The sequence below is a fragment of the Mycolicibacterium llatzerense genome (assembly GCF_025331195.1).
Lineage (GTDB): Bacteria > Actinomycetota > Actinomycetes > Mycobacteriales > Mycobacteriaceae > Mycobacterium > Mycobacterium llatzerense.
Genome location: NZ_LXOV01000014.1, coordinates 276,648 through 289,999 on the forward strand (window position 1 = coordinate 276,648; position 13,352 = coordinate 289,999).

Annotated in this window: 11 protein-coding genes; all 11 read left to right on the forward strand. The window is 67.8% G+C overall.

The features are described from left to right. Window positions 1-70: 70 nt before the first annotated feature. Window positions 71-715, forward strand: a complete 645-nt coding sequence (locus A7G45_RS22365) for a DUF937 domain-containing protein (RefSeq protein ID WP_260940342.1) — start codon at window positions 71-73, stop codon at window positions 713-715. Window positions 716-812: 97 nt separating this feature from the next. Continuing rightward, window positions 813-3,482 (forward strand): valine--tRNA ligase, encoded by a 2,670-nt coding sequence (locus A7G45_RS22370; RefSeq protein ID WP_260940343.1) that lies wholly within the window; start codon window positions 813-815, stop codon window positions 3,480-3,482. Next, window positions 3,479-4,912: a bifunctional tetrahydrofolate synthase/dihydrofolate synthase gene (folC, locus tag A7G45_RS22375; RefSeq protein WP_260940344.1), complete on the forward strand. Its 1,434-nt coding sequence runs from the start codon at window positions 3,479-3,481 to the stop codon at window positions 4,910-4,912. Before A7G45_RS22370 ends, folC begins: the two co-directional genes overlap by 4 nt. Beyond that, window positions 4,909-5,307 (forward strand): DUF4233 domain-containing protein, encoded by a 399-nt coding sequence (locus A7G45_RS22380; protein WP_260940345.1) that lies wholly within the window; start codon window positions 4,909-4,911, stop codon window positions 5,305-5,307. The genes folC and A7G45_RS22380 overlap by 4 nt, the downstream gene beginning before the upstream one ends. 49 nt (window positions 5,308-5,356) lie before the next feature. Further along, a complete protein-coding gene (gene ndk, locus A7G45_RS22385; protein WP_043394263.1) occupies window positions 5,357-5,767 on the forward strand; it encodes a nucleoside-diphosphate kinase in 411 nt (136 codons plus the stop codon). Window positions 5,768-6,082: 315 nt separating this feature from the next. Then, the gene (locus A7G45_RS22390; protein ID WP_260940346.1) at window positions 6,083-9,133 is read left to right on the forward strand and encodes a ribonuclease E; all 3,051 of its coding nucleotides are present in this window, start codon (window positions 6,083-6,085) and stop codon (window positions 9,131-9,133) included. A gap of 195 nt (window positions 9,134-9,328) precedes the next feature. Beyond that, window positions 9,329-9,652, forward strand: coding sequence for a 50S ribosomal protein L21 (gene rplU, locus A7G45_RS22395; protein ID WP_043394258.1), 324 nt, complete (start codon window positions 9,329-9,331; stop codon window positions 9,650-9,652). 16 nt (window positions 9,653-9,668) lie between these two features. Next, window positions 9,669-9,926: a 50S ribosomal protein L27 gene (gene rpmA / locus A7G45_RS22400; protein WP_043394256.1), complete on the forward strand. Its 258-nt coding sequence runs from the start codon at window positions 9,669-9,671 to the stop codon at window positions 9,924-9,926. 79 nt (window positions 9,927-10,005) lie between these two features. Beyond that, window positions 10,006-11,469, forward strand: coding sequence for a GTPase ObgE (gene obgE / locus A7G45_RS22405; protein ID WP_043394254.1), 1,464 nt, complete (start codon window positions 10,006-10,008; stop codon window positions 11,467-11,469). Between the two features lie 2 nt (window positions 11,470-11,471). Next, complete coding sequence (proB, locus tag A7G45_RS22410) at window positions 11,472-12,593, forward strand: glutamate 5-kinase (protein ID WP_260940349.1); 1,122 nt, start codon at window positions 11,472-11,474, stop codon at window positions 12,591-12,593. A 131-nt stretch (window positions 12,594-12,724) separates the two neighbouring features. Next, the gene (locus A7G45_RS22415; RefSeq protein ID WP_043394250.1) at window positions 12,725-13,348 is read left to right on the forward strand and encodes a PIG-L deacetylase family protein; all 624 of its coding nucleotides are present in this window, start codon (window positions 12,725-12,727) and stop codon (window positions 13,346-13,348) included. Window positions 13,349-13,352 lie beyond the last annotated feature (4 nt).

Genomic DNA, 13,352 nt, shown 5'->3' on the forward strand with positions numbered 1-13,352 from the left:
GCCGGCCGGAGCGGGCTAGTGTCGGCAGCGACGCACATCACACATCTCGGTGACGAAGGGGGACTTTGCCATGGCCGGTCTTGACGATCTGCTCAATCAGATTCCGACGCAACAGATTGCGAGTCAGCTGGGTGCTGATGAAGGCGAGGTGAACAGCGCCGTCCAGCAGCTCGTGCCGCTGCTGGTGGGCAGCCTGCAGCACAACGCGCAGGACGCCGATCAGGCCGCGACCATCGAGAGCGACGCGACCAGCCAGGCTGCCAGCGGCCTGCTGGACGGCGGCGTCAGCGTCGACCAGGTCGACCAGGACGGCGGCGCCGAGGCCATCTCGCGAATCTTCGGCGGCAACAGCACCGATCAGGTGGCGTCGGCGCTGGCCGGCGGCGGAGCGGGCAACAGCGGACTGATCCAGAAGCTGCTGCCGATCCTGGCACCCATCGTGCTCGCCTACATCGGCAAGCAACTCGCGGGCGGCGGAGGCCAAGCCCAGCCGCAGGCTCAGCCGCAAGCGCAGGGCGGTGGCGGGCTCGGTGACGTGCTGGGCAACATCCTCGGCGGCGCCCTCAGCGGCGGCGGCTCGGGCGGCGGCAACAACAACCCGCTGGGCGACATCCTCGGCAACGTGCTGGGCGGGGCGCTGGGCGGCGGTTCCGGCAAGGCCGGGAACAACCCGCTCGGCGAAATCCTCGGCGGACTGTTGGGCGGCCGCAAGTAGGGCGCAGCCTTCCCGAAGAACAGACATAAAAGTGCCCAGAAAGTCCACTTTCTGGGCACTTTTACGTCTGCCCACCGGGCTTACCTAGAATTGGCCGGTGACTGCCAGCGATACACCTGATCCCGCGACCGTGACTGCGGCCGATGACCTGCCCAAATCGTGGGATCCGAGCGCGGTAGAAGCTGACATGTACCAGGGCTGGGTCGACGCCGGGTATTTCACCGCCGACCCGACCAGCGACAAGCCGCCGTACTCGATCGTGCTGCCGCCGCCCAACGTCACGGGCAGCCTGCACATGGGTCACGCCCTCGACCACACTCTGATGGATGCGTTGACCCGGCGTAAGCGGATGCAGGGCTTCGAGGTGCTGTGGCTGCCGGGCATGGATCACGCCGGCATCGCGACGCAGACCCTGGTCGAGAAGCAGCTCGCCGCGGGCGGCCAAACCAAGGAAGACTTCGGCCGCGAGGGCTTCGTGGAGAAGGTCTGGGAGTGGAAGCGTGAGTCCGGTGGCACCATCGGCGGCCAGATGCGCCGCCTCGGCGACGGCGTCGACTGGAGCCGGGACCGCTTCACCATGGACGAGGGCCTGTCGCGCGCCGTCCGCACCATCTTCAAGCGGCTGTTCGACGCCGGACTGATCTACCGGGCCGAGCGGCTGGTGAACTGGTCGCCGGTCCTGGAGACCGCGATCTCCGACCTCGAGGTCAAGTACGACGACGTCGAGGGCGAGCTGGTCTCGTTCCGGTACGGCTCGATGAATGACGCGGAGCCCCACATCGTGGTGGCCACCACGCGACTCGAGACGATGCTCGGTGACACCGCCATCGCCGTGCATCCCGAGGACGAGCGTTACCGTGCGCTGGTCGGCAGCACACTGCCGCACCCATTCCTGGATCGCGACATCATCATCGTGGCCGACGAGCACGTCGACCCCGAATTCGGCACCGGCGCAGTCAAAGTCACGCCCGCACACGACCCGAACGACTTCGAGATCGGCCTGCGGCACAACCTGGCGATGCCGACCATCATGGACACCAAGGGCGCTATCGCCGGTACCGGAACCGAATTCGACGGCATCGACCGTTTCGAAGCCCGGGTCAAGGTGCGCGAGAAGCTGGCCGCCGAGGGCCGGATCGTCGCCGAGAAGCGGCCGTACCTGCACAGCGTCGGGCACTCCGAGCGCAGCGGCGAGGCCATCGAGCCGCGGCTGTCCATGCAGTGGTGGGTCAAGGTGGAATCGCTGGCCAAGGCCGCCGGTGACGCAGTCCGTAACGGCGACACCGTGATTCACCCGACCAGCCTCGAACCGCGCTGGTTCGCGTGGGTCGACGACATGCACGACTGGTGCATCTCCCGCCAGCTGTGGTGGGGACACCGCATCCCGATCTGGCACGGACCGGACGGCGAAACCGTCTGCGTCGGCCCCGACGAAGAGCCGCCGGCGGGCTGGGAGCAGGACCCCGACGTGCTGGATACGTGGTTCTCCTCGGCGCTGTGGCCGTTCTCCACCATGGGCTGGCCCGAGAAGACGCCGGAACTCGAAAAGTTCTATCCGACAACGGTTCTGGTCACCGGCTACGACATCCTGTTCTTCTGGGTGGCGCGGATGATGATGTTCGGCACCTTCGTGGCCGACGACCCCATCCTGGGCGGCGCCAAGGTGCCGTTCGAGAACGTCTTCCTGCACGGGCTGATCCGGGATCAGTTCGGGCAGAAGATGAGCAAGTCCAAGGGCAACGGCATCGACCCGCTGGACTGGGTCGAGATGTTCGGCGCAGACGCGCTGCGCTTCACCCTGGCCCGCGGGGCCAGCCCCGGCGGCGACCTGTCCATCGGTGAGGACCACGCCCGCGCGTCCCGCAACTTCGCGACCAAGCTGTTCAACGCAACGCGTTTCGCGATGATGAACGGCGCCGCGCCGGCCGCGCTGCCGGACGCTGCCGAACTCACCGATGCCGACCGCTGGATTCTGGGCCGGCTCGAAGAGGTCCGCGTCGAGGTCGACAACACGCTCGAGCGCTACGAGTTCAGCCGAGCCTGCGAGGCGCTGTACCACTTCGCCTGGGACGAGTTCTGTGACTGGTACCTGGAGCTCGCGAAAGCCCAACTGTTCGAAGGTGGTTCGCGTGCCGAGCACACCAAGGCCGTGCTGGCCGCGGTCCTCGACGTGCTGCTCAAGCTGCTGCACCCCGTGATGCCGTTCGTCACCGAGGCGCTGTGGAAGTCGCTGACCGGTGGCGAGTCGGTGGTCATCGCGCAGTGGCCGCAGGCATCGGGCGTCGAGCTCGATGAGGTTTCCGCCGGCCGCATCACCGACATGCAGAAGCTGATCACCGAGGTGCGCCGGTTCCGCAGCGACCAGGGCCTCAACGACCGGCAGAAGGTGCCGGCCCGCCTGGTGGGCATCAGCGAGGCGGACCTGGACGCCCAGGTGGCCGCGGTGACGTCCCTGGCCTGGCTGACCGAGCCGGCTGACGACTTCAACCCCTCCGCGGCAGTGGAGGTCCGGCTGTCCAAGGGCACCGTCGTGGTCGAGGTCGACACCTCGGGCACGGTCGACGTCGCCGCCGAGCGCCGCCGGCTGGAGAAGGACCTGGCCGCCGCGCAGAAGGAACTCGCCCAGACCGCAGGCAAATTGGGTAACGAGGCGTTCCTGGCGAAGGCCCCGGATGATGTGGTCGCCAAGATCAAGGCGCGGCAACAGCTGGCGACCGAAGAGGTCGACCGGATCAACGCCCGCCTGGCCGGGCTGCCGTCCGCATGATCGCGCCCACGCCTGACGAGATCGCCGAGCTGCTGCAGGTCGAGTACCTGCTCGACCAGCGGTGGCCGGAAACGAAGATCGAACCGAGCACCGTGCGTATCGAGGCGCTGCTGGAGATGCTCGGCTCGCCGCAGCGCGGCTACCCGAGCATCCACGTGGCGGGGACCAACGGCAAGACGTCGGTCACCCGCATGATCGATGCGCTGCTGACGGCGTTCAGCCGTCGTACGGGCCGGACCACCAGCCCGCACCTGCAGGCTGCCACCGAGCGCATCGCGATCGACGGAAAGCCCATCAGCCCAGCGCAATACGTCGCCACCTACACCGAGATCGAGCCGTTCGTCGAGATCGTCGACCGGCAGTCGGAAGCCGGCGAGCTGGGCGAGCCGGGCCCCAAGATGAGCAAGTTCGAGGTGCTCACCGCCATGGCGTTCGCCGCGTTCGCCGACGCCCCGGTGGACGTCGCGGTCGTCGAAACCGGGCTGGGCGGACGGTGGGATGCCACCAACGTCGTCGCCGCCCCGGTCGCTGTCATCACCCCGATCGGCTTGGACCACACCGATTTTCTCGGCGATACCATCGCCGCCATCGCGGGGGAGAAGGCGGGCATCATCGCCCGCCAGGAGCCCGACCTGGTGCCCACCGGCACCGACCTCAGCACTGTCGCGGTGATCGCCCGCCAGCCTGCCGAGGCCATGGAAGTGCTGATGGCGCAGGCGGTTACGGCCGACGCCGCGGTGGCACGCGAGGACTCCGAGTTCACCGTCCGTGGCCGTCAGGTCGCCGTCGGCGGGCAGGTGCTGGAACTGCAGGGCCTCGGTGGCGTCTACACCGACATCTTCCTGCCGCTGCATGGCGAGCATCAGGCGCACAACGCCGTCCTGGCGCTGGCAGCGGTGGAGGCGTTCTTCGGCGCCGGTGCCGACCGTCAACTCGACATCGACACCGTCCGGGCCGGTTTCGCCTCGGTGACCAATCCTGGTCGCCTGGAGCGGATGCGCAGTGCCCCAACGGTATTCATCGATGCCGCGCACAACCCGGCCGGTGCCGCCGCCCTCGCAGACGCGCTGGACACGGAGTTCGAGTTCCGGTTCCTGGTCGGCGTCATCTCGGTCATGGCAGACAAGGACGTCGACGGCATCCTGACCGCCCTCGAGCCGGCGTTCGACCTGCTGGTCGTGACCCACAACGGCTCGCCGCGGGCCATGGATATCGAATCCTTGGCCGCGTTGGCAGAAGAGCGCTTCGGCCCGGAGCGGGTCGTCACCGCGGCGACGCTGCCCGACGCCATCGAGGCGGCGACGGCGTTGGTGGAGGAGTCGGGCAACGACGGCTCGTCCGACGGCTTCTCCGGCGCGGGCATGGTGATCACCGGTTCGGTCGTGACGGCCGGAGCGGCCCGCACCCTGTTCGGAAAGGATCCGGCATGACGGCACCGAGCAGCGGAGCGGATCGCGAATCGAGTCAGCCTGATCCCTGGAAGAGCTTCCGCGGCGTGATGGCCGGCACCCTGATTCTGGAAGTCATCGTGGTGCTGCTGGCGCTGCCGGTCGTGTCGGTGTTCCACGGCGGCCTGACGCCGGTCAGCAGCGGCTATCTCATCGGCATGGCGATCGTGCTGGGCCTGCTGTCGGGGATGCAGGGCCGGTCGTGGGCGCTGCCGGTCAACATCGGGATCCAGTTCGTGCTGATCCTCGGCGCGTTCATCGACGTCACCATCGGCATCGTCGGCATCATCTTCCTGCTGGTCTGGTTGTTGATCTGGTATCTGCGGTCCGAGGTCAAGCGCCGCCAGGACAGGGGACTGCTGCCCGGCCAGCAGTGAGCCCCGCCCGAATCGCAAGATTCAGTTACTGGCCGGTACGCTGTCCGCCGTGACTGAGCAGACCCTTGTATTGATCAAGCCCGACGGCGTGCAGCGCAACCTGATCGGCGAAATCATCAGCCGGATCGAGCGCAAGGGCCTGACCTTCGCTGCTCTCGAGCTGAAGACCGTCAGCGTGGAGCTGGCGACCAAGCACTACGCCGAGCACGAGGGCAAGCCCTTCTTCGGCGACCTGCTGGAATTCATCACCTCCGGCCCGGTTGTGGCTGCCATCGTCGAGGGCCCGCGAGCCGTCGCCGCATTCCGGCAGATCGCCGGCGGCACCGACCCGGTGGAGAAGGCCGCGACCGGCACCATCCGTGGTGACCTGGCCCTGGTCACCCAGGACAACCTGGTGCACGGCTCGGATTCCCCGGAGTCCGCGGCCCGCGAAATCGCTCTGTGGTTCCCCGGTAACTGACACTGTGGGCCGCCGGTAGCTGAGCTACCGGCGGCACCTCGTCGGAGATTGGCCGACGATGTGGGATACTGGCATCGGGTGACCTGCTTCATACCAGGAGCGGACGCCCGGATGAAGACTTAGACGACGCGACCACTCGGAGAAATCCAGGTGCGGCGCCGACCGTCCAGCCATCATTCAGCCAGGCACCGAGGGCTCCCCTGTGGGCCGCTAGGTGCGAGACCACAACAATCTCGGGAGAAGTTCCCCGAGCCAATACAAGAAGCCCTCGCGTGGCCGCGTCGCACGACGCGCCCGGGGGCTTGAGGAGAATACGTGGCCGACGATGCCCGACTTGATGCCCCATCCGAAGATGCCAGCAGCGCAGCGGAGCCGATAGAGCTCCCAGAGCGCCTGCGGATTTTCTCGCTGGCCCGAATCATCGGGACCACCAGCAAGAAGATCACCGAGACGCTGGCCAGCGTCGACGGTAGGCCCCGCAACCCCGCGTCCACGGTGACCCGCGCGGAGGCCGAGCGCGTCCGCGACCTGCTCGGTCTCAGTGGCGACGCCACGGAGACCGCGGCGCCCACCGCCGAGGTGCCGGTCGCAGCCAACGATGAGGTGCCCGCCGAAGTCGCCGTCGAAGCCGTCGACGTCGCCGAAGCAGCCGTCGAGATCGCCCGTGAGGCGGAGGCCGAAGCCGCCGACGTGGAATCCGACGCCAGCGAGCCCGAGTCCCGGCTGCTGCTGGAGACGGTCCCGGCGCCCGCTGCCGAGCCCGCCGACTACCTGCCGCTGTTCGTGGCCCCGCAGCCCGTGACCTTCCGGCCGCCGGCTCCCGAGCCCGACGACTTCGCCGACGCCGACGACGACAACGCCGATGACGTGGCCGACGGTGCCGACGACGGTGGCGAGGACGGCACCGATGAAGACGGCGAGCGGCCCGCCAACCGGCGCCGTCGTCGTGGTCGCCGTGGCCGTGGCCGTGGCAGGGGCGAACAGAGCAGCGACGACGCGACCGACGCGGACGCCGAAGGCGACGCGCAGGACGCCTCAGCTGAAGGCGATGAGGACACCGACGGCGAGGCCGACGACGACTCCGGTGACGACGACGCGAACGCGTCCGACGGTGCCAGCCGCCGTCGACGTCGTCGCCGCCGCCGCAAGTCCGGCGGTGCCGGTGGTGACGATGGCGATGGCGAGGCCGGTTCGCCGGACGATCCGCCCAACACCGTCGTCCACGAGCGCGCCCCGCGCACCAAGTCGGACAACAACGAAATCCAGGGCATCACCGGGTCCACCCGGCTGGAGGCCAAGCGTCAGCGCCGTCGTGACGGCCGCGACGCGGGCCGCCGCCGTCCGCCGATCCTGAGCGAGGCCGAGTTCCTGGCTCGCCGCGAAGCCGTCGAGCGCGTGATGGTGGTGCGCGACAAGATCCGCAGCGAACCGCCGCACGAGGGTGCCCGGTACACCCAGATCGCCGTGCTGGAAGACGGCGTCGTGGTCGAGCATTTCGTGACGTCCGCCGCATCGGCCAGCTTGGTCGGCAACATCTACCTCGGCATCGTGCAGAACGTGCTGCCGTCGATGGAAGCGGCGTTCGTCGACATCGGCCGCGGCCGCAACGGTGTGCTCTACGCCGGTGAGGTCAACTGGGAGGCTGCCGGCCTCGGTGGCAACAACCGCAAGATCGAGCAGGCGCTCAAGCCCGGCGACTACGTCGTCGTCCAGGTCAGCAAGGACCCGGTCGGGCACAAGGGCGCCCGTCTGACCACGCAGATTTCGCTGGCCGGGCGCTACCTGGTGTACGTGCCGGGCGCGTCGTCGACCGGGATCAGCCGCAAGCTGCCCGACACCGAGCGTCAGCGCCTCAAGGAGATCCTCAAGGAGGTCGTGCCTGCCGACGCCGGTGTGATCATCCGCACCGCGTCCGAGGGCGTGAAGGAAGAGGACATCCGCTCGGACGTCAATCGGTTGCAGGAACGCTGGACCGAGATCGAGACGACCGCCACCCAGACCAAGGCCAAGGCCGCCGGTGCCGCCGTGGCGCTCTACGAAGAGCCTGACGTGCTGGTCAAGGTGATCCGCGACCTGTTCAACGAGGACTTCACGAAGCTCGTGGTGTCGGGCGACGAGGCCTGGAACACCATCAGCACCTATGTCAATTCCGTTGCACCGGAACTGCTTTCGCGCATGTCGCAGTACGAGCCGGCGGGCGGTGCCACCGGCCCCGACGTGTTCTCGGTGTACCGCATCGACGAGCAGCTGGCCAAGGCCATGGACCGGAAGGTGTGGCTGCCCTCGGGCGGCACCCTGGTGATCGACCGCACCGAAGCCATGACGGTCATCGACGTCAACACCGGCAAGTTCACCGGTTCGGGCGGAAACCTGGAGCAGACGGTCACCCGCAACAACCTGGAGGCGGCCGAGGAGACGGTGCGCCAGCTCCGGTTGCGCGATATCGGCGGCATCGTGGTGATCGACTTCATCGACATGGTGCTCGAATCCAACCGTGACCTCGTGCTGCGCCGCCTGACCGAGGCATTGGCGCGAGACCGGACCCGGCACCAGGTGTCCGAGGTGACTTCGCTCGGTCTCGTGCAGCTGACGCGCAAGCGCCTCGGCACCGGTCTGATCGAGGCGTTCTCCACCACCTGTACGCACTGCGCCGGCCGCGGCATCATGCTGCACGTCGACCCGGTGGACACCGCGTCGCCCAATGGCCGCAAGACCGAGGCGGCCGGTGGTGCCGGCGCTGGTGGCGGTGGCCGCCGCAGCAAGCGCGCCAAGAAGGCCGCCCCGCGCCCCGAGGAAGAGCCGCAGGTCGTCAAGGTGCCGCCGCATCCACAGGGTGAGCACCCGATGTTCAAGGCCATGGCGGCCGCGAACGGCAAGCACGAGGACGACGTCGACGACGAAGACCTCACCGAGGACATCGCCGACGAAGCAGCCGAGGGCGATGCCGTCGAGTCTGCCGAGGCGCTGACCGAACTGGACCAGGCCGATGACGACCTGGACGCCGACGAGGCTGACGATGACGACTCCGACGAGGCCGAGGACGAGGCCGAGGACGACGAGGACTCGGATGAGGACGAACTCGAAGTCGAGCTCGACGAGGACTTCGAGGACAGCGACGACGAAGACGACGAAGACGACGATCTGGACCTCGACGAGGACGACCAGGACTCGGACGACGAGGACGACGACGAAGACGACGACTCGGACGACGAAGATGACGACGAAGACGATGACGAGGACGAGGACGACGAGGAAGAGGCTGATCAGCCTGCTCGATCGGTCGTCACCCGGGCTCCCGTCGTCCGTCAGCGGCGCCGCGCCGCGGCCCGTCCCGCCGGTCCACCGGTCGGAGGTGTCGATGACTGATGCCGTGAGGGTCCACGCGGTTTGACCCTCGATTAACTGGTCACGTACCCTTGACCAGTTGTCGCCTGGCTGACACCGGCGGCATGGAGCTGCCGGGGGATGCCCCGCGCCACTCCAACCTAAGACCCGCGTTCGCAACCTTCGGGTGGCGCGCGCCCCGCAGTAGACGCAACGAAGAACAGAGGAACACCAACGATGGCAGCCGATAACGCCACGTACGCAATCGTCAAGACTGGTGGCAAGCAGTACAAGGTTGCCGTCGGTGACGTGGTCAAGATCGAGAAGCTCGACGTCGAGCAGGGCGCTTCGGTGTCGCTGCCGGTCGCTCTCGTGGTCGAGGGTGCGAAGGTCACCACTGGTGCCGACGCCCTGGCCAAGGTCGCTGTCACCGGTGAGGTGCTCGAGCACACCAAGGGCCCGAAGATCCGCATCCACAAGTTCAAGAACAAGACCGGCTACCACAAGCGCCAGGGCCACCGTCAGCAGCTGACGGTCGTCAAGGTCACCGGCATCAAGTAAGAGGGAGCGAACAGACATGGCACATAAAAAGGGCGCTTCCAGCTCTCGTAACGGTCGCGACTCAGCCGCCCAGCGGCTCGGCGTCAAGCGCTTCGGCGGCCAGGTCGTCAAGGCCGGCGAGATCCTCGTCCGCCAGCGCGGCACCCACTTCCACCCGGGCGTGAACGTCGGTCGCGGTGGCGACGACACCCTGTTCGCGACGGCTGCCGGCTCGGTGCTGTTCGGCACCAAGCGCGGCCGCAAGACGGTCAACATCGTCCCGGCAGAGGTCTAACCTTTTTTCACGAGGTGTGAAGCTGCCACGAGGTTTCGCCTCGTGGCAGCTTTTCTTTTTGTGATGGAGAGGACGACAGATGGCACCCCGGTTTGTTGACCGTGTGGTGATCCACGCGCGCGCCGGCAACGGCGGCAATGGCTGTGCATCGGTACACCGAGAGAAGTTCAAGCCGCTCGGTGGGCCGGACGGCGGTAACGGCGGTAAGGGCGGCAGCATCGTCCTGGTCGTCGACCCGCAGGTGCACACCCTGCTGGACTTCCACTTCCGCCCGCATGTCGATGCCCCGTCCGGTAAACCCGGCGCCGGTAGCAACCGGGAAGGTGCCGCAGGCGCGGATCTCGAGGTGCGGGTGCCCGACGGCACCGTCGTGCTCGATGAGCATGGCCGCATGCTGGCCGACCTGGTCGGCGACGGCACCCGCTTCGAGGCCGCCGCCGGTGGCCGCGGCGGGCTGGGAAACGCCGCACTGGCCTCGCGGGCCCGTAAGGCGCCCGGTTTCGCGTTGCTGGGGGAGAAGGGCCAGACCTGCGACCTCACCCTCGAACTCAAAACGGTCGCCGATGTCGGCCTGGTCGGGTTCCCGTCGGCCGGCAAATCGTCGCTGGTATCAACCATTTCGGCGGCCAAGCCCAAGATCGCCGACTATCCGTTTACCACTTTGGCGCCGAATCTGGGTGTGGTGTCCGCCGGTGACCACACATTTACCGTCGCTGACGTTCCCGGCCTGATCCCGGGTGCAGCCGACGGCCGCGGCCTGGGACTGGACTTCCTGCGGCACATCGAACGCTGCGCGGTGCTGGTCCACGTGGTGGACTGCGCGACGCTGGAGCCTGGCCGTGACCCGATCTCCGACATCGACGCGCTCGAGGCCGAGCTGGCCGCTTATACGCCGACGCTGCAAGGGGATTCGACGCTCGGCGACCTGGCCGAGCGACCCCGTGCGGTGGTGCTCAACAAGATCGACGTGCCCGACGCTCGCGAACTGGCCGATTTCGTCAAGGACGAGGTCGCCGCAAAGTACGGCTGGCCCGTCTACGAGATCTCCACGGTCAGCCGGGATGGCTTGCGCCCGTTGATCTTCGCTCTGTGGGACATGGTCGCGGCGTACCGGGCCGCACAGCCCGTGGTGGCGCCGAGGCGGCCGGTCATCCGGCCGGTGGCCGTCAACGAGAGCGGCTTCACCGTCGAATCGGACGGCTTCGGCGGCTTCATCGTGCGCGGCACGCGGCCCGAACGCTGGATCGCGCAAACGGCTTTCGACAACGACGAGGCAGTCGGTTACCTCGGCGACCGACTGGCTCGCCTGGGCGTCGAGGACGCGCTGCTGAAGAAGGGCGCTCGTGCCGGCTGCGCCGTCACCATCGGCGACGTCACATTCGACTGGGAGCCGCAGACGCTCGCCGGTGTCGACACCCTGCTGTCCGGTCGTGGCACCGACATCCGCCTGGAGCAGACGGACCGGATCGGCGCCGCCGAACGCAAGGCGGCCCGCAAGGAGCGTCGTCGCTCGGCGGAGGACCTCGAGGACCCAGAGGACTGAGTGTGACAGCCAATTCCGCGGCAGTCTCGGCGCACCGGGAAGCCGTGCGGACCGCGCGCAGCGTCGTCGTCAAGATCGGGACCACTGCGCTCACCGCGCCCAACGGCATGTTCGACGCGGGCCGGCTGGCCACGCTCGTCGATGCCATCGAGAAGCGGATGAAGGCCGGCTCGGACGTCGTGATCGTGTCCTCGGGTGCCATCGCCGCCGGCATCGAGCCGCTCGGCCTGACCAAGCGCCCGACGGATCTGGCCACCAAGCAGGCCGCGGCCAGCGTGGGGCAGGTGGCCCTGGTCAACGCGTGGAGCGCGGCGTTCGGCCGGTATGACCGCACCGTCGGTCAGGTGCTGCTGACGGCGCACGACATCGCCCAGCGGGCGCAGCACAACAACGCCCAGCGCACGCTGGACCGGCTGCGGGCGCTGCACGCGGTGGCCATCGTCAACGAGAACGACACGGTCGCGACCAACGAGATCCGGTTCGGCGACAACGACCGGCTGTCGGCCCTGGTGGCGCAGCTGGTCGGTGCCGACGCCCTGGTCCTGCTCAGCGACATCGACGGCTTGTACGACTCCGACCCGCGCAAGGGCGACGCCCGCTTCATCCCCGAGGTCGCCGCATCGGGTGACCTCGATGGCGTGTCCGCGACCGGCGGCAGCCGGCTGGGGACGGGCGGGATGGCGTCCAAACTGTCGTCGGCACTGCTGGCCGCCGATGCCGGTGTGCCGGTCCTGTTGGCCGCGGCCGGTGACGCCGCCGCCGCGCTGACCGACGCCTCGGTGGGTACGGTCTTCGCCGCGCGCCCCGAGCGCATGTCGGCGCGACGGTTCTGGGTGCGCTACGCGGCGGAGACGACGGGGACGCTGATCCTGGACGCCGGTGCGGTGCGGGCCGTCGTCCGGCAAAGAAAATCCTTGCTGCCCGCCGGCATCACCGCGGTCTCGGGCCGCTTCCACGGCGGCGACGTCGTCGAGCTGCACGGCCCTGATGGCAACGCCGTGGCCCGCGGCGTCGTGGCCTACGACGACTCCGAACTCGCGGGCATCATCGGCCGGTCCACGCCCGAATTGCCCGTGGAGCTGCGCCGACCTGCGGTGCACGCGGACGACCTGGTCGCAATTTGACGTCGACTTTGTGTGTATTTGGATAGAATCCACGCCTCGATCAAACGTTTTGCCCGCTGGATAAGGCCTACCTATTAAATTAGGGTTATGCTGCCTTCGACACCTGCGCAGCAAACAGAATTGAGGGGGCGATGGCGAGACAGTCGGTGCTGGCGGTCGGCGCGCATCCCGATGACATCGAACTGGGCTGCGGCGGCGCGCTGGCAAAGCATGTAGCTGCCGGCGACCGAGTCACCATGTTGGTGGTGACCCGTGGCGAAGAGGGACCGGGCGACTCCCAGGAGCGGGTGCGTGAGCAACTCCGCGCGGTGGAGGTGCTGGGCGTCCACGAGCTGCTGTGGGGCCAGGGTTTCGGTGACTGCCGGGTCTCGCTGCAGGAATTCGAGTTGGTGCACCTCATCGAGGATGCGATCGAAAAGTCTGCTGCCACAATCGTTTACACCCATACGGCCAATGACAGCCACCAGGACCACCGGGTGGTTTCCCGCTGCACCCTCGGTGCGGCGCGGTGGGTTTCTTCGATCATGACGTACGGCGGACCGTCGGCCATCGGCTTCAATCCGACGGCGTTCGTCGACATCTCCGACTCGCTGGACAAGAAGATCGAAGCCCTGATGTCGCACGTCTCGCAGGCCGAGGCCAGCGAAAAGGTCAGTGCCTCCTGGGTGCGTAGTTCCGCTGAGCACTACGGCTTCCTGTGCCGCCGGACGTTCGCCGAGGGTTTCGAGCCGGCCCGACTGGTCGTCGATTTCTGACCCT

Bases quoted from the DNA above. Each gene is read 5' to 3' on its own strand.
- A7G45_RS22365 (WP_260940342.1), top strand. From the start codon at position 71: ATGGCCGGTCTTGACGATCTGCTCAATCAGATTCCGACGCAACAGATT.
- folC (WP_260940344.1), top strand. From the start codon at position 3,479: ATGATCGCGCCCACGCCTGACGAGATCGCCGAGCTGCTGCAGGTCGAG.
- A7G45_RS22380 (WP_260940345.1), top strand. From the start codon at position 4,909: ATGACGGCACCGAGCAGCGGAGCGGATCGCGAATCGAGTCAGCCTGAT.
- rplU (WP_043394258.1), top strand. From the start codon at position 9,329: ATGGCAGCCGATAACGCCACGTACGCAATCGTCAAGACTGGTGGCAAG.
- rpmA (WP_043394256.1), top strand. From the start codon at position 9,669: ATGGCACATAAAAAGGGCGCTTCCAGCTCTCGTAACGGTCGCGACTCA.
- obgE (WP_043394254.1), top strand. From the start codon at position 10,006: ATGGCACCCCGGTTTGTTGACCGTGTGGTGATCCACGCGCGCGCCGGC.
- A7G45_RS22415 (WP_043394250.1), top strand. From the start codon at position 12,725: ATGGCGAGACAGTCGGTGCTGGCGGTCGGCGCGCATCCCGATGACATC.